This is a genomic window from Salinisphaera sp. SWV1, from assembly GCF_052044155.1.
GTDB lineage: Bacteria > Pseudomonadota > Gammaproteobacteria > Nevskiales > Salinisphaeraceae > Salinisphaera.
Genome location: NZ_JBQDYE010000024.1, coordinates 1 through 24,772, shown reverse-complemented (window position 1 = coordinate 24,772; position 24,772 = coordinate 1). Strand labels below are relative to the sequence as shown.

29 protein-coding genes are annotated in these 24,772 nt (G+C 60.4%); 11 read left to right on the top strand and 18 right to left on the bottom strand.

Annotated elements, in window-relative coordinates; all coding sequences use genetic code 11:
- The first annotated feature begins 24 nt into the window (after positions 1–24).
- Entirely contained in the window at positions 25–1,152 is a 1,128-nt protein-coding gene (solA, locus tag ACS8YF_RS12410; RefSeq protein WP_440850518.1) for an N-methyl-L-tryptophan oxidase, read from the top strand.
- Between the two features lie 41 nt (positions 1,153–1,193).
- On the opposite strand, the gene ACS8YF_RS12405 is transcribed toward solA, so the two are convergent.
- On the bottom strand, positions 1,194–2,111 hold the full coding sequence (locus tag ACS8YF_RS12405; protein WP_440850517.1) for a DMT family transporter: 918 nt from the start codon (positions 2,109–2,111) through the stop codon (positions 1,194–1,196).
- Between the two features lie 87 nt (positions 2,112–2,198).
- On the opposite strand from ACS8YF_RS12405, the gene ACS8YF_RS12400 reads away from it, so the two are divergent.
- Positions 2,199–3,107, top strand: a complete 909-nt coding sequence (locus tag ACS8YF_RS12400) for a LysR substrate-binding domain-containing protein (RefSeq protein ID WP_440850516.1) — start codon at positions 2,199–2,201, stop codon at positions 3,105–3,107.
- A 94-nt stretch (positions 3,108–3,201) separates the two neighbouring features.
- On the opposite strand, the gene ACS8YF_RS12395 is transcribed toward ACS8YF_RS12400, so the two are convergent.
- The 3 genes from ACS8YF_RS12395 to ACS8YF_RS12385 form a co-directional block, all read right to left on the bottom strand.
- Entirely contained in the window at positions 3,202–4,221 is a 1,020-nt protein-coding gene (locus ACS8YF_RS12395) for a helix-turn-helix domain-containing protein (protein WP_440850515.1), read from the bottom strand.
- Entirely contained in the window at positions 4,196–5,386 is a 1,191-nt protein-coding gene (locus ACS8YF_RS12390) for an MFS transporter (RefSeq protein WP_440850514.1), read from the bottom strand. The genes ACS8YF_RS12395 and ACS8YF_RS12390 overlap by 26 nt, the downstream gene beginning before the upstream one ends.
- A gap of 399 nt (positions 5,387–5,785) precedes the next feature.
- Complete coding sequence (locus tag ACS8YF_RS12385) at positions 5,786–6,277, bottom strand: MarR family winged helix-turn-helix transcriptional regulator (protein ID WP_440850513.1); 492 nt, start codon at positions 6,275–6,277, stop codon at positions 5,786–5,788.
- Between the two features lie 75 nt (positions 6,278–6,352).
- Here ACS8YF_RS12385 and ACS8YF_RS12380 point away from each other — a divergent pair, with 75 nt between their 5' ends.
- Both ACS8YF_RS12380 and ACS8YF_RS12375 read left to right on the top strand, forming a co-directional pair.
- Complete coding sequence (locus ACS8YF_RS12380) at positions 6,353–7,555, top strand: MFS transporter (protein WP_440850512.1); 1,203 nt, start codon at positions 6,353–6,355, stop codon at positions 7,553–7,555.
- A 378-nt stretch (positions 7,556–7,933) separates the two neighbouring features.
- Positions 7,934–8,089, top strand: coding sequence for a hypothetical protein (locus ACS8YF_RS12375; RefSeq protein WP_440850511.1), 156 nt, complete (start codon positions 7,934–7,936; stop codon positions 8,087–8,089).
- 91 nt (positions 8,090–8,180) lie between these two features.
- On the opposite strand, the gene ACS8YF_RS12370 is transcribed toward ACS8YF_RS12375, so the two are convergent.
- The 3 genes from ACS8YF_RS12370 to asd all read right to left on the bottom strand — a co-directional run bounded on the left by ACS8YF_RS12370 (position 8,181) and on the right by asd (position 10,204).
- Entirely contained in the window at positions 8,181–8,501 is a 321-nt protein-coding gene (locus ACS8YF_RS12370) for a HigA family addiction module antitoxin (RefSeq protein WP_440850510.1), read from the bottom strand.
- A gap of 9 nt (positions 8,502–8,510) precedes the next feature.
- Positions 8,511–8,789, bottom strand: a complete 279-nt coding sequence (locus tag ACS8YF_RS12365) for a type II toxin-antitoxin system RelE/ParE family toxin (RefSeq protein ID WP_440850509.1) — start codon at positions 8,787–8,789, stop codon at positions 8,511–8,513.
- Positions 8,790–9,337: 548 nt separating this feature from the next.
- A complete protein-coding gene (gene asd / locus ACS8YF_RS12360) occupies positions 9,338–10,204 on the bottom strand; it encodes an archaetidylserine decarboxylase (protein ID WP_440850508.1) in 867 nt (288 codons plus the stop codon).
- Positions 10,205–10,275: 71 nt separating this feature from the next.
- Between asd and ACS8YF_RS12355 the strand changes: the two genes are divergently transcribed.
- On the top strand, positions 10,276–11,961 hold the full coding sequence (locus ACS8YF_RS12355; RefSeq protein WP_440850557.1) for an aminotransferase class III-fold pyridoxal phosphate-dependent enzyme: 1,686 nt from the start codon (positions 10,276–10,278) through the stop codon (positions 11,959–11,961).
- Complete coding sequence (locus ACS8YF_RS12350; protein ID WP_440850507.1) at positions 11,958–12,494, top strand: methyltransferase; 537 nt, start codon at positions 11,958–11,960, stop codon at positions 12,492–12,494. Before ACS8YF_RS12355 ends, ACS8YF_RS12350 begins: the two co-directional genes overlap by 4 nt.
- A gap of 25 nt (positions 12,495–12,519) precedes the next feature.
- On the opposite strand, the gene ACS8YF_RS12345 is transcribed toward ACS8YF_RS12350, so the two are convergent.
- Positions 12,520–13,119, bottom strand: coding sequence for a hypothetical protein (locus tag ACS8YF_RS12345; RefSeq protein ID WP_440850506.1), 600 nt, complete (start codon positions 13,117–13,119; stop codon positions 12,520–12,522).
- A gap of 584 nt (positions 13,120–13,703) precedes the next feature.
- Complete coding sequence (locus ACS8YF_RS12340; protein WP_440850505.1) at positions 13,704–14,411, bottom strand: DJ-1/PfpI family protein; 708 nt, start codon at positions 14,409–14,411, stop codon at positions 13,704–13,706.
- 81 nt (positions 14,412–14,492) lie between these two features.
- Here ACS8YF_RS12340 and ACS8YF_RS12335 point away from each other — a divergent pair, with 81 nt between their 5' ends.
- On the top strand, positions 14,493–15,434 hold the full coding sequence (locus ACS8YF_RS12335) for a GlxA family transcriptional regulator (RefSeq protein WP_440850504.1): 942 nt from the start codon (positions 14,493–14,495) through the stop codon (positions 15,432–15,434).
- A 32-nt stretch (positions 15,435–15,466) separates the two neighbouring features.
- Here the strand turns inward: ACS8YF_RS12335 and ACS8YF_RS12330 are convergent, their stop codons facing one another.
- From ACS8YF_RS12330 to ACS8YF_RS12320, 3 genes are all read right to left on the bottom strand, one after another.
- Positions 15,467–15,988, bottom strand: coding sequence for a GNAT family N-acetyltransferase (locus tag ACS8YF_RS12330; protein ID WP_440850503.1), 522 nt, complete (start codon positions 15,986–15,988; stop codon positions 15,467–15,469).
- Positions 15,989–15,993: 5 nt separating this feature from the next.
- Positions 15,994–16,410: an SGNH/GDSL hydrolase family protein gene (locus ACS8YF_RS12325; protein ID WP_440850502.1), complete on the bottom strand. Its 417-nt coding sequence runs from the start codon at positions 16,408–16,410 to the stop codon at positions 15,994–15,996.
- Positions 16,411–16,673: 263 nt separating this feature from the next.
- Positions 16,674–17,606 (bottom strand): LysR substrate-binding domain-containing protein, encoded by a 933-nt coding sequence (locus tag ACS8YF_RS12320; protein WP_440850501.1) that lies wholly within the window; start codon positions 17,604–17,606, stop codon positions 16,674–16,676.
- Between the two features lie 130 nt (positions 17,607–17,736).
- On the opposite strand from ACS8YF_RS12320, the gene ACS8YF_RS12315 reads away from it, so the two are divergent.
- On the top strand, positions 17,737–18,636 hold the full coding sequence (locus tag ACS8YF_RS12315; protein WP_440850500.1) for a DMT family transporter: 900 nt from the start codon (positions 17,737–17,739) through the stop codon (positions 18,634–18,636).
- 31 nt (positions 18,637–18,667) lie between these two features.
- Here ACS8YF_RS12315 and ACS8YF_RS12310 read toward each other — a convergent pair whose 3' ends face one another.
- From ACS8YF_RS12310 to ACS8YF_RS12285, 6 genes are all read right to left on the bottom strand, one after another.
- Positions 18,668–18,910, bottom strand: coding sequence for an SDR family oxidoreductase (locus tag ACS8YF_RS12310; RefSeq protein ID WP_440850499.1), 243 nt, complete (start codon positions 18,908–18,910; stop codon positions 18,668–18,670).
- Positions 18,911–19,165: 255 nt separating this feature from the next.
- Positions 19,166–19,804: a LysE family translocator gene (locus ACS8YF_RS12305; protein ID WP_440850498.1), complete on the bottom strand. Its 639-nt coding sequence runs from the start codon at positions 19,802–19,804 to the stop codon at positions 19,166–19,168.
- 40 nt (positions 19,805–19,844) lie between these two features.
- Positions 19,845–20,369: an ester cyclase gene (locus ACS8YF_RS12300; protein ID WP_440850497.1), complete on the bottom strand. Its 525-nt coding sequence runs from the start codon at positions 20,367–20,369 to the stop codon at positions 19,845–19,847.
- A 158-nt stretch (positions 20,370–20,527) separates the two neighbouring features.
- Positions 20,528–21,163 (bottom strand): SGNH/GDSL hydrolase family protein, encoded by a 636-nt coding sequence (locus ACS8YF_RS12295; RefSeq protein ID WP_440850496.1) that lies wholly within the window; start codon positions 21,161–21,163, stop codon positions 20,528–20,530.
- A 111-nt stretch (positions 21,164–21,274) separates the two neighbouring features.
- Positions 21,275–21,751 (bottom strand): OsmC family protein, encoded by a 477-nt coding sequence (locus ACS8YF_RS12290; RefSeq protein WP_440850495.1) that lies wholly within the window; start codon positions 21,749–21,751, stop codon positions 21,275–21,277.
- A gap of 68 nt (positions 21,752–21,819) precedes the next feature.
- Entirely contained in the window at positions 21,820–22,740 is a 921-nt protein-coding gene (locus ACS8YF_RS12285; protein ID WP_440850494.1) for a LysR substrate-binding domain-containing protein, read from the bottom strand.
- On the opposite strand from ACS8YF_RS12285, the gene ACS8YF_RS12280 reads away from it, so the two are divergent.
- The 3 genes from ACS8YF_RS12280 to ACS8YF_RS12270 all read left to right on the top strand — a co-directional run bounded on the left by ACS8YF_RS12280 (position 22,713) and on the right by ACS8YF_RS12270 (position 24,706).
- On the top strand, positions 22,713–23,756 hold the full coding sequence (locus ACS8YF_RS12280) for a DMT family transporter (RefSeq protein ID WP_440850493.1): 1,044 nt from the start codon (positions 22,713–22,715) through the stop codon (positions 23,754–23,756). The two genes, ACS8YF_RS12285 and ACS8YF_RS12280, sit on opposite strands and share 28 nt — an antisense overlap.
- A 160-nt stretch (positions 23,757–23,916) precedes the next feature.
- Entirely contained in the window at positions 23,917–24,471 is a 555-nt protein-coding gene (locus ACS8YF_RS12275) for an isochorismatase family protein (RefSeq protein WP_440850556.1), read from the top strand.
- Positions 24,449–24,706 (top strand): hypothetical protein, encoded by a 258-nt coding sequence (locus tag ACS8YF_RS12270; RefSeq protein WP_440850492.1) that lies wholly within the window; start codon positions 24,449–24,451, stop codon positions 24,704–24,706. The genes ACS8YF_RS12275 and ACS8YF_RS12270 overlap by 23 nt, the downstream gene beginning before the upstream one ends.
- Positions 24,707–24,772 lie beyond the last annotated feature (66 nt).

Here is a 24,772-nt window from a genome sequence, read left to right as displayed (position 1 = left end):
ACACTGAACGACAGGATCAACAAGGTGCTTGATACCGACATTGCCATCATCGGCGGCGGGACGATGGGGCTTGCAACGGCCACGGCCCTGTCGAGTCGCACGACGCGACGGGTTCGCGTGTTCGACGCGGCTCGCCCACCACACACCGAAGCCAGCCATCACGGGCATTCCAGACTTGTGCGGGTCGCCTATGGCGAGGGGCGCGCCTACGTGCCACTCGCCCAGGAAGCACTTCGTGGCTGGGAGCGACTCAATCAAGCGGCGGACGCCCCGGTATTCCTTCCCACCGGCATACTCAATATCGGCGCATACGACTCGCCCTTTCTGGCCGAGGTTGAAACCAGCGCGCGATCCTTCGATCTCCGCACCGAGCCGTTGAATCACGCGGACATCACGCAGCGCTGGCCCGGCTGGTCCCTGAACGCCTCGTTTCGCGGCTGTTTCGAGCCGCAGGGCGGCGTCGTATTAACCGAACCGTTGTTCCGGTACTGGCGTTCGGTGATCGCCAGCTCGGCAAACGTTGCGGCCATCGACAACACACCGATCACGTCGATTTCGAGACGACACGAGCGTTTTGTTCTGCGGTCACTCGCGGGCGATCAGTGGCAAGCAGGGCAAATTCTCGTCGCGGCCGGTCGCGCCAACCGCGCCCTATTGCGACCGTTGGGCATCGAGCTTCCCATCCAGCGCGTTCGCAAGGTCTTTGGCTGGTTTGATCATACCCCCGAATACGACGCCGCCCGCTGGCCGGGCTTCAGCTACTGTGGATCTGCCGGCGATTACTACGGTTTTCCGGCGATCGACGGGCACGGCGTGAAGATCGGACGACATGACAGGGGGCAACACATCGAAGACGAGACAACGCCAGGCGATTTCGGCAGTCACCCATCCGACCTCACCGATCTTCGTCGCTTGATAGATCGACATATGCCAGGCGTCGGCGAATTACAGCGGGGCGCCGTGTGCGAATACCTGCGAACGCCGGACGAGCATTTCATCATCGACGAGCCGATCGACGGCTTGTTCATCGCCGCCGGTTTTTCAGGGCACGGATTTAAATTCGCACCCGCCATCGGTGATCGATTGGGCGACTGGATGTGCAGCCACGCGCCGCCGGCATCGTTTCAGCCCTTCAATCTCGGGCGATTCTGATCGCGACGCCTCGTCAACCATCATCATCATCGAGAACCGGCCTACGTTCGCCGTACTTGCATCAACACACGCAGGGCGAGCAGCACGCCGACAGCGGCGATTGAACCGCCTGCGATCTCCGAAACCGATATGCAGTCGCCGAGCTGCAGCTTCGCCCAGATCATCGTGGCCGGCGGCGTGAGATAAAACAGCACCGATGTCGGCGTCACGCCCTGCAACCGCAGACACGCAATAAAAAATCCGTATCCGCCGAAACTCGACAGCACGACCAAAAACAAGATCGCCCGCCATGTTTCGGCCTCTAATAATTGCGACGGCTGAGGCAGATAACCGTTTTCCAGTGTACTGGCTACGCCGAACATAGCCGCCGCGGCGAGCAACTGCCACATCAAGCGTTGAATCAAATCGAGGTCGGCCGGCCGATAGGTTGACAGCATGCTGCCAACCGTCAGGCTCGCCGCCGAAAGACAAGGCAAGGCGTAAGCCCATAATGGCGCATGACCGAGGCCATGGATATTGCCGACGACACAAATCGAAACCCCGGCGGCTGCGAGCAGCGCGCCCAACCAGCCGAGTAGGCCGACCCGTTCGCCGACCAGCACGCCCATCACCAGTGCAGCGAGTAGCGGCTGGAGCGCCGTGATTAACGCCGTAATGCCGGCACCCACCCCCAGATCTATGGCAAAAACGACGCCGAGAAGATAACCGCCGACACTGAAACTTCCAGCGGCCAGCTCCCGAGCGATCGCTCGACGCGTTGTTGTCGTACCGCGCCCACCCATAAGGTTTCGAAAAACGCATACCAGCAAGCACAAGCCCGCTGCCAGAAGAAAACGCCAGAAAAAGATCGTGGGCGCCGGCATGCTGGCATCGGCTGCCATCTGCGTGCCAATAAACCCGGAACTCCAGCACACCACCAGTCCCAAGCTCACGAATATAGATAAAACGATCGAGCGCATGACCCGCTTGTTCTCGAATATTCATTGCAAGGGTCGGGCAGCTCGGCAGATAATTAAATCTATATATTAAATAGTCTGTATTTAGTTTTGTTAAACACCAAACACCGATCGCTCGATATCGAGCTGCTACGCACATTCCATATGGCGAGCGCTCTGGGCACGCTGCGAGCCGTTGCTGAACAGCGGCATTTCACGCTCGGCGCGGTCAGCCAGCAAATCAAGCGCCTGGAGGCACAGCTCGGCCGGCAACTACTCATACGGTCGAAGACGGGCGTGCAGCTCACCCCGGAAGGCGCACAGCTGCAGGCGGAGTCCGCCGCTCTGGTCAGCGCGCATGACGCCTTGCTCGATCGTCTGTTGAATCGGTCGGCCTCCGGGCTCGTTCGTCTCGGTTGTCCGGAAGAATATGCGCCAGCGTTGCTGAATCGCCTGCTGCCGGCGCTTCGGTCGTCGTATCCAGCGATACGCCTGCATGTGCGTACCGCGACCAGTGGCGAACTCGAGCGCGCGGTCGCACAGGGCGCATTGGAGTTGGCGATTGTTATCGGCCGCGAGGGCGATGCCGCATCCACCGGCATACCGCTTTGGAAGACCCGCCCGGTCTGGGCCGGCGCGGCGCCTCGATCCACCCCCTACGGCGAAACCCTGCCGCTGGCCCTTCATCCGGAAGATTGCCCTTACCGGGGGCTTGGTTTGGCGGCACTGGATGCGGCCGGGCGCTCTTGGGAAACGGTTTTCGCCAGCGGCAGTGTCGCTGCGATCGAATCGGCGGTGGCGAGCGGACTGGCTATCAGTGTGCTCGACCAGCGCCGGCTGACCACGGGCATGCGGGAGCTCGGTGCGTCCGAAGGGCTACCCACGCTACCCGATTGCCTGGCCCGCCTGGTCGAAATCCCGCCGATATCAGGGGCCGATACGGCGGTGGAAATCGTCAAGGAACGAGTGCAAGACATCGGGCTCAACGGGATTTGGCATCAAATCGATAAAATCGCGTGAACCCGCGTCAGGCAAACACCCGATTTTGACCGATAGCCGAAGATCCTAAAATCGACGTGCATCCTCTGCCCGCACCTCGCCATGCACCGCCGGATTACAATAGGCCGCGCCGGTACTCGCTCGGTGTCACCCCGGTATGAGACTTGAAACAACGACTGAACCCGCTGTTGCCAGACCATCCCGTCGTCAGTGCGATGTCCGTGACCGGGCGTTCCGTTTCCCGAAGCAGTCGGCATGCCTCGTCGATACGTCGGCGTTGTACAAACTTGCGCGGCGTTTCGCCGTACGTCGCCTTGAACAATCGGCAGAAATGATATTTGCTCAGCCATACCTCACGGCACAGATCGTCGATCGTGAGCGGTTGATCCAGGTGGCGATCAATGAAGGCTTCGAGTCTGGCCTTTCGACTATCCGTGAGACGACTGCCGGCCGGCAGGCTGTCGATCCCAGCGGAATCGGCGTAAGCCTTGATCACACGGTAGGCGAAGGTATTGATCAGGGCACGACTATATCGGCTCGAGCGCGCCCGATCGCCGATCTGTTGCAGTTCGTCCCGCAGCTCGAATGCAACCTCGGTGAGCAGCGCATCTTCAATATTCATGCGGTGTTTTAACCGCACGCGATGAACGGCCCTATCCAAGTGCAGCGATGCCGCCTGCTCGAGCAGATGCGGTGACAGATGGAAGCGGCACACCAGCCCCGGCGACTCGGTCTGACGCCAGCGCCACATGATCCGGTTTTCGAACGCGGGCGCGATGAACCACTGGTGACGTCGCTTGGCATAGGGCTGCCATGCTCGGTCGTTATAGCGATATTCGCCCTTTTCCTCGTCCGAGCAATAAAGTACGAACTGATGCGCCGCCGTGGGCGGCCGTAGGCATTCCGATGTCTTGTGACGCTGGGTGTGCCACGCGACATAAGCGCCTTCGATATCGAGCTTTTCGCTCGACACGGTGACCTGACCGTCAACCGATGCCTGGTATTCGCGGGGGCCGACAACAGGCGGCATATTTTCCGACATCCATTCCCTCCGAACAGAGTCGTTACCAGGCCAATTTGCCATGCCCGGCCTCGACGGCCAAGCAGCACTAGACCCCGCAGCCGCGTTCTGCATGCTGACGCCCCCGAAGTTTCACAGCGATCGGCGCAGCCGTCATGCACAGGGCACTTGCCAGGACGAGTATCGCCCCGAAGCCCGCCCATTGGTAAAGCGAGCCGAACACGAGGGCCGCAATCATGGCGCCGCCATAGGCGGCCACGCTGTATAACCCCAGCAACCGAATTGCGTGTTCCGAACTGAGATGCGTCAGCACTGTCACGAGGCAATTCAGCCCGAGCTGGTTGAAAACGCCCCAGACGATCGCCCACAAGACCAGCGTCGCAAGGCAGCCCGCGGCGGCCACGCCGACAAGATAGACCGCGCAGAGGATAAGCAAAAGCGGGCCTGCCAGCGTGCGGGGTGAGTATCGGTCGATCACGCCCCCCACCACACTGGCGAGACCAAACCCGAGGCCATAGCCGAGTACGACGAAACCGGCCCCGATGGTGGACTGGTTCAACACCCGCTGCGTGTAGTATCCCAGAAATGTATAGACCCCGTAGAACGCACACATGTACAAAAACGACACCAGCAACGTCGACGGCGCCCACGCAACACGCAGGGCTTGTGTGATACCCGATCGCCTCGGACTATCGTTCGACGGGTCCGCCGGCAGTGTCGCCACGCCCGCAACCGAGATGAGCGCGAGCAACGTGATGACGAGGTATGCGTACCGCCAGCTGACGTAGTGCGCGATCATTGCCGAGGTCGGGACCGCCAGAACCAGCGAAATCGACCATCCGGCGATCACCCAGCCCATGACCCGCGACTCGCGCCCCTCCGGCGCGATCACCGAAGTCGCGCCGTACGCGGCGGGCAGCATGACACCGGCGCCGAGGCCGGCCAGCGCCTGCCCGGTGACGAGAAAGCCGAGCGAGCCCGCGAGACCGGTTACAGCCACCCCGGCGGCCAACAGGGCGCCACCCACGAACAGCGTGAAACGATAACCGCGCGGCTGCAGGAGCGCCGTCAGAAACAAGCCGGAAAGGGCCGTCGCCCCACCATAGGCCGACACCGCCCAGGCGGTCATCGGTGCATTCGAGTGGATACTGTCGCCGACCGTCTTGAGGATCGGGCTCAGCAGAAATGCGTTGGCGCCGACGACGGTGACGGCGAGCAGCAACACCATGGTGTTCTTGAGCAGCCGGCCGGCCGAAACGCTATGAGCGACATCGCGCATGGATTTCCTGTTGAGTGATGCGTGTGGCGTTGCATCACAGTATTCCGGCCGGGAACCCTGTCGGCACGCCCCTAATTGCTGATCTGTTGCGCTGGCTTGCTGTCCTGGATCTTGTCCATGAGCTGTGCGCGGATCCTGTAGCACAGAGTCACCGCATGATTTTGACGCTTTGTCGCGTCATGCGGCGTTCCGGCGCTAGACCAAAGCCTGACTGTCGCCAGTCGACACGATTTCGCTACTTCGCGGCGCGCGCGAAAAGATTACCGACACGTTTCCGGCCGTACTGCACTTGGCACCCATGTCCTTGGGATCGGGTCTTTGCAGTATGCGGCTCGAACGACCCACCCAATTTCCCGTACCAGAGACCACTCAGCGAAGAACACCGAGTGCTGGCATTTATCACTCGTTGGACAGAACCCGGATCAGGCTGGCGAGCAAACTGTCCAGCTCCACCTTTTGCTCGCTGGAGAGATGAGCGATCAATTCCCGTTGTCTCTCCACGTGCTCGGTCAGCATCGCGTCAACTCTGGTCAACCCTTCGGCTGTCAGCTCAACCTGGACACTTCTTCGATCTGTCGGACTACGGCGGCGGCGGACCAGACCCGCCTTCTCAAGCCGGTCCACGCGATTGGTCACCCCACCTGACGAAATCATCATCATCCGATATAGCGCGGTTGGCGATAGGGCATAAGGCTCGCCGGATCGCCTGAGCGTGGCCAGTACATCGAATTCGCCGCGTTGCAGGTTGTACTTCTTGTAAAGCGGCGATAGGTGCGTCTTATCCAGCAATTCCGCAGCCTCTAACAGGCGCCCGAACAGCATCATCGGGAAAGCATCCAGATCCGGGCGTTCTTTCTTCCACTGAGAAAACGCGAGGTCAGCTCGTGCCATTGGGTCGGCATTTTGTCTTGACATTAAGATTCTTTGTTACGAGAGTTATCCCGTATATTAAATCGGAGAGACGTTATGGCCAACGCCACGATTCGACGTCAGCATTACACCCTGTTCGCGGCGGCCGTTCTTATTGTTGGATTGAATCTGCGGCCTATCATGGCAGCCATAGGCCCGATCCTCGGACCGATACAGTCCGATACCAGCGTGAGCGATACCGTTGCCGGGCTACTGACCACCCTGCCCGTGCTCGCGATGGGGATATTTGCACTGTTCGGCGGTCTGCTCCAACGGATGCTCGGGGTCGAAAGAACCGTCCTATACGGTCTGATCGCCGTTGGGGTCGCGTCGCTGACACGTGTGGTGTTCTATGACGAGCCGGGACTGATCGCGACTGCCGCTCTGGGCGGTGTCGGCATCGCCGTTATACAGGCTGTGCTGCCCGGCCTGATAAAACGCGACCACGCAGACAGGGCAGGCCAGCTGATGGCCTTGTACACCACTGGCATCATGGCCGGTGCGATGATTTCTTCGTCGGCGTCGGCTCCGCTATCGCGTGCCATAGGATGGCCTGAATCCTTGTCCATATGGTCCATTTTCGCCGTAATCGCACTTGTCATCTGGTCTGCGGCCACAACCGGCCGGAAAACAATCCAGGGTGGCACCGGCCACGCACTACCCGTGGGCTCCGCCCGCGCCTGGTACCTTCTCGTATTTTTCGGGATCGGCACATCGGCTTATACGCTCGTTCTGGCCTGGCTGCCCCCGTTTTACGTTCAACGCGGATGGTCCGGGACCAGTAGCGGGCTGTTGCTCGGCGGCCTGACACTGGCTCAAGTGATCGCGGCCGTCGGGCTGTCATCGGTCGTCGACCGATTCACAGACCGTCGCCCGATACTGCTATTGATCCTGGTCCTAATCGGCTGTGGCTTGCTCTGCCTGCTTATCGCGCCAAAGCCGTTAGCCATCCCGGCGCTTTTATTGCTGGGCATCGGCATCGGCGGACTGTTTCCGATGTCATTGATCGTCACAGCCGACCACCTGCAGGAAGCCGGTCAGGCCGGGGCGTTGATGGGGTTCGTGCAAGGTGGCGGCTATATTGTCGCCAGCATCATGCCGTTCGTGAGCGGAATATTGCGGGAGCAGTTGCATGACTTGACAATGGCCTGGCTCGTCATGCTCGCCGGGATCGCCGTTCAGATATTGATGGTGCCGCGTCTGTCGCCACAGTATTCCTTGTCCAAGACCGACTGGCGCCTTTGCAAAAACAGCCTCTGACGTACCGTGGCTTATGTGGGTTCGGCTCGGCATTTCAACGCCATTGGAACGGCTCCCGGGGATTCCATAAATCAACGAGCCGATACCCGCCCGGTGCGGGCAATCTCACCGGTCGATTAGCATCTCGCAAAATTTACGGGAGCAACCACTTTGCGCTCGATGGAATCGCATTCGGTTCGACGTGAATATTCGAGGCCAAACCTGGCCCGGTCGCTCTGCCGGCGGCGCGCCTAACCCGCCAGTCGCTCGGCCCGGGCGTGACCAGATCATCCACTCCGGCCCCCTACTGCCCCAGCTTAGCAGCGGCCCGCACTACATCGACGCGCCGCGCAACCTCCCCGACAAAGGCCTCGCCCGGCCGCTGGTCGACGGCACCGCGTGAACCACGGCGTGTTCGACGTCACCAACTTAAATGAGGATAAATCCGAGTTCTCCCCCGACAGCACCGCCAGCCGGATCGACTGCCAACTCACATTGCAGCCCGTTGATGAGGACCGCCGCGCCATGCTCGGCCCCTCCGCCCGACCGACGTGAATGCTTTCACGCTCAGGCGCCGGGCTTAGCTTTTTTCTTAACTCAGCGCCCAGTTGCCAAGCGCGTACGACGCATTCTATCCATCAAACCGCTACGTCATCGGGCGCGGCGACGTGCCGTCCTTGCCACGCGTCACCAGGCGCTGCACCTTCAAATCCGGGTGCGCCTGCTCGGCCTCCCACAAATCGCGCTTGGCCTGCATATTGATCCAAATTTCCGGCGTGGTATCAAACGCTTGCGCCAGCCGCAACGCCATCTCCGAACTGATACCCGCCCGGCCATTGAGAATGGCGGACAACGTCTTGCGGCTCACGCCCAACGCGGCTGCGCCAGCCGTGACGCTGAGTGCCATCGGCGCGAAATAAAGCCCCTTGAGCACCTCGCCGGGGTGCGGGGGATTGTGCATACGCATAGCCATACCTCAGTGATAGTCCTCGTAATTGACGATATAGACATTCTCGCCTTCAAAGCGAAACGTGATACGCCAGTTACCCGAAACGCTCACCGCCCACATATCGGCCCGGTCACCGGAAAGCGAGTGCAGCCGCAAACTGGGCACATCCATCTCCCCAACCTTGGTAGCCGCATCCAGAAGGCCCAAAACCAGGCGCAATCGATTGGCGTGTTGCGCCTGAATCCCTGCCTTGCTGCCCGTTTCGAAGAACTTCTTGAGACCTTTGTGCTTGAAGCTCTTGATCACCTATTGATCGTAACCCGTAACGGCTTGGGTTACAATGTGAGTATGGAGCGTCTCCGCAATGATGGTTCATGGCTTATTCGTGCTCGCCCTGAGCACCACCTGCTACCGAAAATTCCGCCGCCGGATGCAATGGCGTCGCACGACCCAGGCACGCGCCCGGCCCGCCAGTTCGATGCCCCGAGCGACGACCAAATGCCCTCCCTGGCATCGTGCTGCCGTAATTTACCGAAAGAATCGTATTGTTCGGCCCAGCCGCAGTCGGCGAGGCGTCGCTGGCTGGCCCGCGCGATGTGCTGCGGCAAGCGGGGACTGATCGGCTGCGGCTTGCTCTGCCCGGTTATCGCGCCGAAGTCGTTAGCCGTCCTGGCTCTTTTGTTGCCGGGCATCGGCAGACTGTTTCCGACGTCATTGATCGTCACAGCCGACCACCCGGTGAGCCGTCTCAGCGGATACGGCAAATGGCCGCAACCGCGCATGGGGTGAAAAACGCCGAAACAAGGCGATGAATTTTCGTTTCGGCACACGAGCCGCCTGGCCGGGGCCTGATCTCACGCCGACGTGCCGGCCTGCATCAGCGGTTGTCCCATGCGAACGACTTGCCCGCAGCGGATCGTCTCGTGCAGACGGCAGTGTTCCGGGGCGAGGACGATGATGGTCGAGCCGTGTTGAAAATGGCCGAGCTGATCGCCCTTGGCGACGGACGCCTCGCACGCGATCGTGGCCGGCCCGATGTCACGAGCATTTAACCCCGAATCTATAAAGTCCAGCCGTATGCTGCCTACAAGCACCGCGCCGACGGCGACCAGTGTCACGGTCGTATTCAGCGATTCCAGCTGAAGCGGCATGACCACACGTTCGTTCCGGCAATACAGAAGGGGCACGCGCTCGAATGTCGGGGGGTTGACGTTCCAGAGATCGCCGGCGATGTGTCGGACCTGCCGGATGCTGCAGTCATACGGAGCATGAAAACGGTGATACATGGCGGCCGTCAGGCGCAAGGTGGCGTAGCGACCATTGCGGTACAGCCCGCCCCAGGATTCGTTGTCGAGCAGCTCGTGGAGGTCGTAATCAATACCTTTGGCCTGAAACAGCATGTTGTCCCTGATCGGCCCGCACGCCACCACGACCCCGTCACAGGGGCTGGTGATGACTGACGCCCGCATATCGACCGGCCTTGCGCCATCCCGAAGTTCGCGCGTGAAGCAATCGTGCAGGCTGGCGAACGAGGTTTTCCTGGCCTCGGACAGATCCAGTTCACGACTGAACAGACGCCAGGCGGCGATCGACAACCGGGCGACCAGCGGGTGCTCGATGCGGCTGAACCCTCCGAATGCCCGACTCAGCAATCGGCGCGGAATCATGCGGTTGGTGATCCAGAAATTCAGCGCCGCTCGGGCGCGCGCAACATTCAGCATGGGGCGCTCTCCACTAAAGATCGCCGGCCAGCCCGCACTGCCGGCCCATCGGAGTTGATATGTCGTCGACTATGCTCGTCATAGGCATTGTTATCGTAATCGCGGCCCTGGTCGCTGCCGCCCGGGCCGGGTACTCGCGGCTGTTGCTGTCCCGGGCCAAGCATCCATCGCTTGTCGGTCACGGGCGAATCGCCCGTCGTTTCGCACGCCAGGTGCCAAGCTATGCCTACACGGGTGAGGCGTTCTATCGGAGCGACGACGCCCCGGCGGACGTGGGCCGGCAGCGCCGCCAGGCGTTCGAGGCACTCGCCTGCCGCCTGCGTGAGCGCAGTCCGGTGTCGATCACCGCCGGCGAACGCGTCGCCGGGATGGTCTCGGACATGCAGTTCGTGCGTCGCTACCGGGTGCCTTTCCAGTATGCCGGCCACGTGCGGGAACACCTCAGCGTCGGCGCGTTCGTCAGCGCCTCCGCGGGCGTCACCCTGACTGATCTCGACGGCAACGAGTCCCTGGATCTGACCGGCGCGTACGGCGTCAACGTCCTCGGCTACGACTTTTACAAGGCCTGCATTGCAGCCGGGGCCGAGCGGGTCGACGATCTGGGGCCGGTGCTTGGCCCCTATCACCCGGTTGTCGAGGACAACGTCCGGCGTCTCACGGAAATCTCCGGGCTGGATGAGGTTTCGTTCCACATGTCGGGCACCGAAGCCGTCATGCAGGCGGTACGACTGGCGCTTTACCACACCGGGCGCAGCCACCTGGTGCGCTTCTGCGGTGCCTATCATGGCTGGTGGGATGGCGTTCAGCCCGGCATCGGCAACCCGCACAAGACCGGCGACGTCTACACCCTCCGGGACATGGACGAACAAACGCTGCGGGTGCTCCGCCAGCGGCGCGACATTGCCTGTGTTCTGGTCAACCCGCTGCAGGTGTTGCATCCGAACGCCAACGCCCCGGGCGACGGTTCGCTGATTAACAGCGCGCGGTCTGCAAACCCCGACGTGGCGGCTTACGGACGGTGGCTGCGCGAGCTGCGCCAGGTGTGCACCGAGCGCGGTATCGTCTTGATTCTCGACGAGGTCTTCGTGGGTTTCCGTATCGCCTATCGCGGTGCGCAGGAATATTTTGGTGTTCAAGCCGACCTCGTTACCTATGGCAAGACGCTTGGCGGCGGGCTGCCGGTGGGCGTGGTGTGCGGCCGTGCCCACCTGATGAAGCGGTTCCGCGATGACCGCCCGGTCGATATCTGCTTTGCCCGCGGCACTTTCAATTCCCACCCCTATGTCATGGCGACGATGAACGAGTTTCTCCGGCGCAGTGCGGGCGCGGATATACAGGCGATCTATGCCAATGCAGACGAAATCTGGCAACGCCGCGCTCGCCTGTTCAACCAGCGTCTCGAGGCCGAGCACCTGCCGCTTCGCGTGGCCCATTTCTCGTCCATTTTCACCGTCCTGTACACGCAGCCATCGCGCTACAACTGGATGCTGCAGTTCTACTTGATCGCCGAGGGGCTGACCCTGCCATGGATCGGCACCGGCCGGTTCATCTTCAGTCTGAACTACACGGAAGACGAGTTCACGGCCGTCGTGGACCGCTTTGTGTCCGCGGCCCGGCAAATGAGCGAAGGCGGTTGGTGGTGGCACGATCCATCCCTTACCAATCAACGGATACAGCGCCGCATCCTCCGGGAAATGCTTCAAGCGAAGCTGGGCTCCGCTGGTGGCGCCCGAACCAAGAGACAACAGCAGATATGACTACAACCCTCGTTTTCCTGCTCTGCGCAGTCCTTTTGAGCGCCGAGCGCGTCACGTATTTCCTGGTCTGGCGTCATCCGGAAAGGTTCCAGCAGATCTGCCGCCATCGATTGCCCGCTGCCCTGGGCGCGCCCATTGATGTCGTCCAGGTCTTGTTCCGGGGCTTCAAAGTGCTGCAGATCGGCGTCTTTTTGTTCTGGTGCGCCTGGTTCGCCGATGGCCTCCCGATCCCCACGGCGACCCTCGCCCCGTGGCTCATTGGCGCCGCCATGATCGTCGCGGGGATGGTGCTGAACTTCAGCGTCTTCGCCGTGCTCGGCAAAACGGGCGTGTTCTACGGCAACAAGCTGGGCTACGACGTGCCCTGGCGGGAAGACTTTCCGTTTTCACTGGTTCCCCATCCGCAGTACGTCGGTGCCGTTCTGGCGATCTGGGGGCTCTTCCTGATCATGCGGTTCCCCCACCCCGACTGGTTTGTGCTGCCCCTGCTGGAAACGCTTTACTACGTGCTGGGCGCCCACTTCGAGCAATGACCCCACCGGCGGCGCCTGTGCATCATTACCTGGCGATCATGGGATCATAGAGATCGCCACGCAGCACATAGAGCGGCGCTTTCCAGTAAAGCTTCAGGTCGTGCAGCGGATCGGTGATGATCTTGGTTGCCCAGGCCAACCCGGTCACGATGCTGGCTTGCATGAACAGTTGCACCATGCGAAACAGCACGGCCCCGATACCGATGCAGATCCAGGTCACCGCGACGTTATGCATGAATTGATAGATGTCGGTATGCGGCGACAGCAGTCCGAACAGGTTTGGCTTGAGGATCAATACGATCGGCGAAAGTGCCCAGACACTCAGCAGCACGATCTTGCGCCGCAGGTTGTAGCCGACCTTTATGGATTCCTTGTATTCGTGGGTCGCTTCGTTCTCGTCGTCGTAGCCTTTCGGTTCGAAGAAGAAGTGTCCGATCTGCCGGGAAATCATCGCCAGAAACCAGCCCGTTATTGCAGCCGACACGGGGGACCTGAACACCAGGAAGTAGGTCATGAGGAAACAGCAGGCGCTGAACAGATGCAGTGACTGGTTGATCCGGCTGTGATGATAGTAACGGTGATCATCCCATCGCTGTTGTTTTAGCTCAGTGAGGAATTTCGTCATTGATCTTGTTTCCGAATTAAAGATGGAACCTCAGATTGCCCCTGTGCAGAGCAAAGCGGATCGCGCCAGACGCTCGACGCGTTCGATTACGCCTCGTGTCGGGGCGTCGGCAATGGCGTAATGAATCCAGCCGAAACGAGTTTCGCCACGATGCGCACGAGCGTGAAAGCGACATCCGGACTGCACGCTACCGAATGCTGACACACAATCTTTGCGACTATGTAACAGTGTTGTTTTGATCTTGCAGCACAGGCACAGGTTCCGACGAACGGGCGCCGCTGGCCTCGATACCGGGGCGCCGCATGCCCGGCGAACCCGCAGACTGCGCGGCACCTGCGCATGATCACGCAAAATCCCGGGCACCGGGCACAAAAACCCGCGAGCGCGGGTTTTCGGGATGTGGACCAAACGGGAACTCAGACGATACGCACGTCATCGGCCGCCTCAACGACGGCGGGCACTTGTCGGTTCTGTATCGACCCGAGGCTCGCCGCTGGTATCGGCGATCGCTGCCGTGAACAAGCATTCGCCGGATCGTCGGCTTAAACCGAGCCATCTGAGCCCGCAATACACGCCCCAAGCGATCATTGCGATGCTCGGTTAGCGCGACCAGCAGCGATGCGACGAATGGCGGCTTCGCGATCGCGCAGCACATCAGCCAGCTTTTCACGATATCCATTGACGACCGTTTCCGGTGCCAGATCGGGGCGGCCCGAATCGAATGGCGGCGCGGGCGCGTATTCGAGCGCGAGCTGGATGGTCTGCGCCACGCCCACGCCGGCGATCCGGGCGACCAGCGCGAGTGCGAAGTCGATGCCGGCCGTTACCCCGCCACCGGTCCAGATATTACCGTCATTGACGACGCGGCCCTCGTCGGGGATCGCGGCGAACTCGGTCAGCATATGCCGCCATGCCCAGTGACAAGCCGCATGCCGCCCCTCTAACAGACCGGCGGCCGCCAGAATCAATGAGCCGGTGCATACCGATGTCACGTAGTCGGCCAAACCGGCCAGGCGCCGGATCGCGGCCATGAAGCCGGGACGCGCCATCGCCTCCACGCAGCCGAATCCACCCGGCACGCACAGCACATTGCAGTGCGTAATCGTCGCAAGGTCTTCCAGACCTGTGAATACCAGCCCTTCCGCCTCGATATCCCGGCCGCCTTCCGAGGCTACGCTGAGATGAACGCCGGGCAGGCGCGCAAAGACCTGATGCGGGCCGCAAAAATCCAGATGGGTTACGCCCGGATACAGTGGGAACACGATATGCGTCGTGGGAGCGGCGCTTGTCATGGGCTGGTCTGATTGGGGTGGTTGATTCAGGATAGCGATTTCGCGGATGTCGCGAATGTCATCCTTCCCTCTTTTTCAGCCATGACTTACCGCGTCGGCTTCTTCGTATTTCCGGATTTCCATATCCTCGATCTCACCGGCCCATTGTCGGTGTTCGATAGTGCCGGCTATTTCGGTCGCGCCTACAGCGCCGACATCCAGATGTTATCCATGACCGGTGGTCTGATTCGCAGCTCGTCGGGCCTGGTCACGGACACGACTCGCTGGAACCGCCAACCCGTTGATACATTCATCGTGGTCGGTGGCCGCGGTTCTCGGGCCGCTTCCGCCTGTGTCGACAGCGTAGCCGCCGTGCGATACGCCGGCACCACAGCGCGCCGGACCGCCAGCGTTTGCACCGGCGCCTTTGTGCTCGCCGCAACCGGCCTGCTCGACGGCCGCAAGGCGACCACACACTGGCGCCACGCGGGCGAGCTACAAAGCCGGTTTCCAAGGATTCTTGTCGACGGCGAGCGTATCTTTATTCAGGACGACCGATTCTGGTCATCTGCCGGAATCACGGCCGGCATCGATCTGGCCCTGGCGCTGATGGAATCTGATTTCGGCCCGCAACTCTCGCGAGCGATCGCCGGCGAATTGGTGGTCTATCATCGACGCTCGGGCGGCCAGTCGCAGTTTTCGGCCTTGCAAGCGCTGCAACCGGCGTCGGATCGTGTTCGTGTCGCGCTGGAATATGCACATGCCCATCTGCAAGCCGATCTGTCGATCGAATGCCTGGCCTCGGCAGCCGCGCTCAGCGCGCGACAACTCACGCGACGGTTCAAAGCCGAAACCGGCCTGACACCTGCGCGAGCGGTCGAGCGTCTTCGGGTGGAAGAAGCACGACGACTGCTCGACGATGGCGGACTATCCGTGGCACAAATCGCCCGCGCCGTTGGCTTCGCCAACCCCGAACGGATGCGGCGAGCCTTCATCCGACGTCTCGGCCATCCACCACAGGCGCTACGGCACGCCAGCCGTTAATTTCGTCTATCCGGCTGGACACTTGTTCTGAGCTATGAAAACGCTTCGGGGATCTCTTCCATCGCTTCTTCGGTATGAAATATTTTGAATCCGCGATCCTGGTAGTTCTGTAGCGCTTTGGGGTGATCCAGTGTGCAGGTGTGCACCCATACGCGCTCGGCGCCCATATCCCAGGCCCGGGAAATGGCTGTGGTAAGAAACGCGCCCCCGATACCCGTACCAATAAAGGTGGGTAGAAGCCCGAAATATACGACTTCAACACGTTTGTCGTTCTGAAATTCAAGTTCGAAATAGCCCGCCGGCGTACCCGAGACATGGGCGACCCATATCTCGGTTTCAGGACGATTCAGGTGGGCAAGCCAGTCTGTATCCGTCCATGAGAGCCGTGAAGTCCAGAACCATTCAGCGCCGACGCCAGCGTACAGGAAACGATTAAACTCGGGCGACGCTATTTCGCTCTGGATTAATTGAAACCGGTCGTAGCCGGATTTTGCGGCTCGCAACTGCCCGGGTTCACGCATCTCCAGGTAGGTTGTTTTAACAAGACGCTTCATAGCAATTAAAAAGAGGTAGCGACGGCTTCCAGCTCGGATTGGATAATTCTAGCGATGCGATCTGCCCATAACGTATACGCCGCCGCGCCCGGATGGAAGCCATCGACTGCGAAATGAACTTTTTCGGCGGGAAAGATCACCGGAACAAAACGACACGCCGCGTTATCCTGCGCAATATTTTGCATGATTCGATTGAGTCTTTTCGCGCGTGCGCGCAGCCACCAGCGCAAGGGCTGTGGCAGCGCCGGGGATTGATGCATCGGCGGCACGCTGGCCAGCAAAATGTGGCGGGCTTGAAACTTCGTTTTGAGTAACGAAACAATTTTCCGCAGATTGTCGGCCCACTGCCTCGACGACGTGCGTGCAGCGACATCGTCGACGCCGACGAAAACCAAGACAAACAGGCGCTGGGCCAAGGCCACGACGACCACTTCGGCGCCCGGCACACCTTGGCCATTTCGGTCGCCGGCAGGCCCCGGGAGAAAACAAGAACCGCAGTCTCAGCGAATCAACCGTCTGAGTTCATCGCGCGATTTTGAGTTCGTCCGATGCAGGCACGCCTACGCCCCGCCATTTTTTGTCAGGACCAAGCCGTGGTCAGTTTGACGATATACCCAGTGGGGTCGACCTGAAATCAGTTACCGATCTTGCGGACTTCGTAAGCTCAGTGCGCTCTTGCAATCCATCAACCATCCGAAACGGGCGTCGGTCCGGAGCGAAAGGGCTCGAGCGTACGCGCCGAGTGTGCCGTGGTAGTGAGCGAGCCCTGCCGTAAGTAGTTTTCCAAGTGGTCGAGCAGCGCGGTATTGCCACTGGCGCCATTGCGCCAGACCGACAGTTCGTAATCGGGCAATGCCGGCAGATGCCGCGCCGCAGTCAACTCGACCACGCGGGCCGATAAGTCGGGCAGGCAGCGATGGGGAAGTACACTGACCGCAAGGCCGGCACCGACGGCCGCGGTCACCGCTGAAAGGCTGACACAGGTGTAGGCCAGACGATAGCGAATGCCGGCTTGTTCCAACGCGTGCAATGCGTCTTTACGAAAGCGGCAGCCTTCGGGAAACAGCGCCAGGGGCAACGGGTCGTGATCGTAGACAGCGGTTTCCGGCGACCCGATCCAGACAAGCGCGCCGCGTTGAATGACGCGGCCGAAGTCGTCGCCGGGCCCGCTGGTAATCAATGCCATGTCCAGACTGCCGGCCTCGATGCGGCGCAAGATATTGGCGGAGGTATTGCAGTACAACTCGACGCCGACTTCGGGATGCGTCTTCGAGAAACGCGCCAGCAGGTCGGGCAAGAGCGTGGCCGCGAAATCATCCGGTGCGGCAAAACGGATATGACCGCTCAGCGGCTCCCGGTCGAAGGCAGCGGCCGCCGCTTCGTAGGCGCGCAGGATACGGTGCGCATGAACCCGTAGTTTTTCACCGTCGGCGGTGAGTCGTTTACATCGACCGGACTTTTCGAACAAGCGCGCACCCATGTCCTCCTGAAGTTTGCGCATCTGCAAGCTGACTGCGGCTTGACTGCGGTGAACCTGCCGAGCCGCGGCGGTAAACGTGCCCGTATCGGCGACGCACATAAATGTTCTCAACAACTCGGGATCGACTGGCTGTTTCATGGCGGCTACCGTCGCGGCTAATACATAAGCATTGGTTATGAATGAGCCCAGTATAAATAGTTGGAATGATCGATCGATCCACTCCTATGCTGCCGCATGCCTGTACCCACTGCGATCCGAGAACAGAGTCATGTCGGTTCATGATCATGGCCGCCCGCGCGGCGTGAACGCCATCCCCTATGCCTTTGTGCTCATCTGGAGCGCCGGCGCCATCGTGGTCAAGCTGGGTTTGCAGGATACGACCGCCTTGGCGTTTCTGGCGCTGCGGATGCCCATCGCCGCATTGGCCGTGTGGTTGATTATCCTGTGGGTGCGGCCGAAATGGCCGTATTCGCGGTCGGGGTTGGCCATCACCGTCGCAACCGGCCTGTTGATGCAGGTGGTCTATCAATCGTGTTTCTTTCTGGCACTGGCGTATCGACTGACCCCTGGCATGATGGCGATCATTCTCGGAACCCAGCCGCTGCTGACCGGCCTGGTTCGTTTTCGGCAAACACACGCACGCCAATGGTTAGGCTTGGTGCTCGGTCTCAGCGGCCTGATCCTGGTGGTCGGTGTTGGCGCGCTCGCGCATCAGGTGCCGATAGCAGGCCTTGTGTGGGGCCTGTTGGCACTACTGGGTATTACCGCCGGCACGCTCATGCAAAAGTTCAACAGTGCGTCGAGACCCATTCTGTGCGACATGGCCGTGCAGTATTCAGTAAGTGCGGTGGTTCTGGTGGTGATTGCGCTGTGGCTGCCGGGGCAATCCGTTCACTGGACGCCGGTGTTCACGCTGACGCTGGGCTGGATGTCGTTGGTCGTGTCGGTCGGTGCGACACTGCTGCTTTACTTCATGATTCAGCGGGGCGAGGTTACACGGGTCACCAGCCTGTTCTTCTGCGTTCCGCCTGCCACCGTACTGTGGGACTTCCTGTTGTTCGGCGACCGACTGTCCGTGCCCGCATTGATCGGCATGCTGCTGGTCGTCGCCGGCCTCATCCTGATTAACCGGCCCGCAGCGGGGAAAGCGCCCGGAGTCAACCGCTGAGAGGCGATCTAAACCTCGATGCGGGCATTCGTCATGTCAGGTTCAAGCCACTGCCAGCGATAACGATCTCGCCCGTGAGAAAAGCCAGCTGCGCGAGTACAACCACGATGTCGGCGATATCGGCCGGGTCGGCGGCACGGTCCATCGGCGCGTGATCACGCCATAACGTCTGCGCTTTGTCGCAGCTGGCCGTTATCGGCGTATTGGCCAGGCCGGGCACGACGGCATTCACGCGAATATCCGGCGCCAAGGTCTTCGCGGGTAGTTGCGTCATATGATAGCGATACTGGATGTAGAACCAGTCACGCGCGCAACCCAACCATTTCTATTCGGCATTGACCGGCTTGGGCTGGCCAATCAACGCTGCCCGCTCAAGGCCAACCGCACCCCCAGCCCGACGAAGATACCGCCAACCGTTTTCTTCAACCAGAACCCGAGACGCTCGGCACAGGGCCGTGATAGCCGATGCGTCGTTCGTCGTCGCCGGCCGAAGTTGCTACATGCCGGCCTTCTCACCGGCGGCCATCCGTCACTCCCTTGCGCTGAAAACGAGGCGCAGTCCGAACATCACCAGCAGCGCGCCGAGGCTGCGATCGAGCCACAGCCCAACCTGGTGGTTATGGGCCAACACTCGAGCCGCTTTCGCCGCGCCGAGTACGATCCACGGCTCGATCATGGCGGCGACAACAATGATCAATGCGCCGTGCAGGAAAAGCTGGACACTTACCGGTCCGGCGCCGGGCACCACGAACTGGGGGAGAAAGGCCAGAAAAAACATGGCGACCTTGGGATTGAGCGCCGCGACCATGACACCTTGCCGATAGATCCGGCCTGCGCTCACGCCCACGCTTGATTTTTCCCCGAGCATCCCGCCGCCATCCGAGCGCAGGGACTGAATCCCAAGCCAGATCAGGTAGCCGCCGCCGATCCATTTGATGACGGTAAACGCGTCTGCGGACGCCAGCAGGATTGCCGATAGCCCGACCGCCGCTAACACAACATGGACCAATGCGCCGGTCCACACACCGAACATCGCGGCGAACCCAGCATGGCGCCCGCGCCGCGCCGCCTGGCTCATGATGAACGCCATATCCGGGCCGGGCGATATATTCAGCAAGACGGCGGCGCCGAAAAACGTCATCCAGTGTAATAAGCTGTAATCGAACATGGCGCCTCCTCCTGATACCGATCCAACTGAACCCGAGTCATCAAGCATGCAACTGCTGTTTGAGCGGCTGCAAATTCCCGAGTACCCAGACATCGTTTATCAGATCGCCGTCGAACGAGAACAGCGCGCAACCATGCCAATTGACGCGTCTTTGTGTAGGCTCTACGCCCATGAAGCGCCCGCGGTGAATACCGGTAAACAGCATTTTGGCGAACACCTTGTCGTTTTCGGCGACCAGTTCTTCGATAACACAACGGTATTCGCTGAGCGCACGATGGGCATCGTCGACGTATTCAATAAACCCGTCGTGGCCGCTTTTCTGGTCACCGAGCGAGCCCCGAAACGTGCATTGTTCGCTTAGGGCCTGCTGCCGTTTCGTGCGAGCGCCGCGTTGGAGACCGCAAATCGTGTCCGGCAAGGCGCGAGTCGCCGATCGTGGCGTGCCACGATCAAGACTTGCAACGCCGCCGGGCACGATTTGCGGCCCAACCCTTCGGGACAAGCGCTGTTTTGCGGCAATCCAGCGTTGCAGCACGCTTGCGCAGAATGACTGCGCGGCGCGCACTACGCCTCGTCTTGCCACAAAACAGCGCTTGGCGCGGACTCGCACGGAACGGCAACAGGCCCTAAAACAGCGGGTATCGCGGATTTATCGTGCGCGTCCCACAGCCGTTCGTAGAACCGTCGTACTTGGTCTTTGTGAGACATGGCATACCCCCGCGATCACAGCAACTGACCGACCATCCCAGCCATGGCCTTGCCCAGCGTCAGATGCTGATCTTCGTCCAGATGGACACCGTCGACCCGACTCGTCTTCGTGACTGAGCCTGCATCGAAGAAATGACAACCGGCATCGCTTGCTACTTGCCGTATGGCTTGGCTGAGACCGACCGCTTTAATTTCTGCGCCCTCGAATTTCGGCGCGATCGCGCCTTTTGCTTTTTGAATCGCTGGCGGCGCGATGATCAGTATTTCAGGCGCGGACATCCCGGGCTCTATGGGTGCCCGACGAATCGCCGCCACGATCGCGCCGAGGCCTTGAGCCGACTCCCACGCCGTACGCTGGTGCATCGATTGAAAGTCATTAGTGCCCAGGAACACCGTAACCAGTGACAGCGGTGAGTGGATTTCAATCCGCTGCTCCAAGCCGGTCAGTCCGTTGCGCCCCGGCTTGTAGGGGTCGTCCCAGACGGTACGGCGGCCGTTGAGACAATCTTCGATAACGCGAACCGATTTTCCCAATTTGGCCAGTTCGAGCTCCATAACGCCCGGCCAGCGCTGCCCGAAGTCAAATCGTTCGTGGGTGTCCGGAATAATGCCCCAACTGAGCGAATCCGCGTAAACCAGAATTTGATGCATATCTCCCTACCTCCTTCGCGCGCCGAGTCGCGATTCACCCACGGGCTCTGCGTTGACCCTAGCTGTCCAGCACCTGCGGAAATCCACTACAGCGATTTGACAGGCACACGGTCACCCATTGCGTATTGCCGGCTCGCATCGGACTTCGAAGTTCACTGAATTCGCGATAAAGCAAAAGGAATGCGCTTTATCGTGAAGTGACTTGGCCAGCTCAGCATCATCTTCTACGCCGATTTTGATACTTGGTTTTAACGTGACCGATTTGAAATGACCACTGCCATTTTCACTTTCAATCATTATGCCCGTCGCCTTGTCTATGTAATCGGATACCGTAATTCCAGAATCTGAGCATAGATGCAGATACCAAAGCATGTGACACGCAGAAAGCGAGCTCAGCAACATCTCTTCCGGATTGTAACGAGATGAGTTGCCCAAAAATGCTGGGTCAGCCGATCCATGTATCGTCGGCTTAACTCCGCACGTTATTTCGTGATCGCGGGAAAACGCGCGGTAATTTTTTGTTCCGTCCCCTAAGTTGCCGGTCCAAACCACGGTAGCGGAATAGTCATGCTCGCCGTTCCTAGGCATCTAAGCCTCCATTTGAAGATGCAATTTGATGGTAGGGTGCGTGAAAAGCTCGCCTGTCGGCCGACGATTCACGTCGAACTCACCGTCGGTTCATTCAATCGCTGACGCAACCAATCGGCGACGTGACCGACAGCTGTCGATGGTGCCGACACGCCGTTACTATAGACTGCCATACCTGCCGGCTGATGCAGCGACTCGCGCGTCGGGGTGACCAAATCACCGCGTTCGAGCAGTGAACCCAGACCCCGTCCCCAGCCTAGCCCAATGCCGTGACCGGCCAGAACGGCTTGAACCATGACCGGATAACTATCGAAGATCTGCGCCGGCGCGGCCGGTTCGATCGGTACGCCCACCTGCATGAACCACTGCGGCCAATTGAGCCAAAAGTCATCGGGCGGTTCGCGAAAGTAAAATAGGGGCTGCTCGGCCAATTCTTCGAGCGTCATCGACCCGGACGCCGCGAAGCCTGGAGCACAGATCGGAAAAATATCGTCGAATGCGGTAAACAGCGGCGTCAGCGTGCCCGCGGGGCGATCCGTACTCTGAACGGCGAGATCGAAGCGATCGCCAGCTCGCGTTACCGGCTCGGTGGTGGCACTGACCTGAATTGTCAGGTCGGGATGGACGGCATGAAATGCCGGCAGCAGCGGCACGAGCCAATACATCGCGACATACAGTTCGGCGAGAACCACCACCTCGCCCTCGGGGCGGCGTGCGCGTAACACGTCAGCGGCCTTGCCGATCTCTGCGAGCCCACGTATCACGGCATCCGCCAGGCTACGGCCTTCGGCGGTCAATGCCACGCGGCGATGATGCCGGGTGAACAGCGGCGTGCCCACATCGGCTTCGAGCGCCCGAATCTGGCGGCTGATCGCCGCTTGACTGAGATGCAACTCATCGGCGGCCCGCTTGAAACTCTCATGCCGGGCCGCGAGTTCAAATGGTCGCAAGGCGGCCAGCGGTGGCAGACGATAACGAGAAGACGACATGGCATGACTTTACTCAAACGCAAGCGAACTATCATATAAATCGCATGACGCCGTTCGTCTGCGTGATGAGGATGGTAGCGTCCAGTCACACAGAGGATGTGGTGCCAGAGCCCTCCACCAACGGCATGCGCCAGGCGATCGGCCTGATGGTCTTGTCTTCTTTTCTGACCTCAATCGGCGATGCGCTGGTCAAGACGCTGACCGACGACATCAGCGTGTGGCAGTTGTACGTGATGCGCGCCTGGATCGCCCTGCCCTTGCTGGCGACGTTGATCGCCACCAAGCGACGAACGGCACGACGGCTCCATCGTCCGGGTTGGCTGGTCGTTCGTAGTCTGCTCATGGTGGCGATGTGGGTGTTCTTCTATGCCGCGTTGCCAACCGTTGGATTGGCGGTCGCCTCGGCCGGCCTTTATACGTTCCCCTTGTTTCTGGTGCTGTTGACGTGGCTCAGGGGCGGCCCATCGCTGACCGGGCGGCGCATTTTTGCCTTGGTGCTTGGCTTTGCCGGCGTACTGCTCGTGCTTCGACCGACGAGTGCCGCGTTCTCGGCGGCTAGCCTGCTACCGATCGGGGCTGCTGTGTGCTATGCGCTGCAAGCGTGGGTCACGCGACATCGCTGCCAACACGAAAGCCCGTGGATGATCTCGCTCGCGATGAACGTGGGTTTCCCGATCGTTGGCGCGATCATGCTGGGCGTGCTCGATGGGCTGCCTGTGCCATACGCCAGTAACGAAACAGCCGCTTTCATCGTTGACAGCTGGTGCTCGATCGACCCTTTGATCTGGCTGCCCATTGTCGCGTTGGGCGGCATTATCGTGGCCGCGAGCGCCAGCATGGCAGCGGCGTATCAACGTGGGGACTCGCCGGTGATCGCCACCTTTGATTATTCTCATCTCGTGTTTGCGGCGATCTGGGGCGTCGTGTTCTTCGGTGAGGACGTCGGCTGGGCAAAACTCATCGGCATGGCCGCGATCGCACTCGCCGGTGGGTCGGCTATGACCGCCGGCCGGTAATAAAAACTACCTGACCACTCTGCCGATGCCTGGCGTGCCGCCGATTGAGCTTCGCGATTATATTGGCCAAAAACGTCCGGTTTTGTGCCGCATCTCCCCTCGGTGGTATCCCAATTGCTTCGTAAGCTGGTTGCATCGCAAACCACACAGAGAATTGATGATGACAACCGCACTCCTCATGATTGATGTTCAGGCGTCTTTTACGGCGCGTGATTACTGGGATGAGGCTTTGGTGGATCCGTGGGCAAGACGGCAACGCGCATTGATCGATGCGGCATTGAGCGCGAATGTGCCGCTGGTCCGAATATTCCACGAGCAACCTGGCACCGCGGGCCCGTTCGACCCGGATCAGGGCCTGGTTCGTCCGCTGGAGGGCTTTGCCGACGAAGCCCACGCTACTTTTCGTAAACGCGCCCACAACGCGTTTACCGACACGAGCCTGCAAAGTTGGCTCGAAGAACGCGGCATCGATCGGATCGCGATCAGTGGTATTCGGACCGAACAATGCTGCGAGACCACGACGCGTGTCGGCGCCGATCTCGGCTTTACGGTCGACTTCGTCAGCGACGCGACCCTGACGTTTCCCATGACGCGCAACGATCGTACTTGGCCAGCGGATGAGATCCGGGCGCGTACCGAGCTCGTCCTGGCGGATCGTTTTGCCCGTATCGTCGATACGGCCACGCTGATCGATGAATGGCAAGGCCATGGCTGAAAGTGCAACAAAATCCGAGGCAACCCCGCTCGAAGTCGGCGTCTTAATGCTGCCCGGCCAGGTCCCGCTCGATCTGGCCGGGCCGCTGCAGGTATTACACAGCGCACAGCGTCTGGGCGCCGACATCACGATCCATTTCTTCGGTCCGCAGTGTTCGATCGACTGGTTAGCGCCGCTGGTTCTGTCCGGTATCGAGCCGCTGCCTGACACGCCGGGCCCATTAAGGCGCTGCTGAAAAACCCGACAAATCTCGGGACAATAGTCAGCAGTGGAGAGTGAATAGGAGCCGAACCGATGCGAA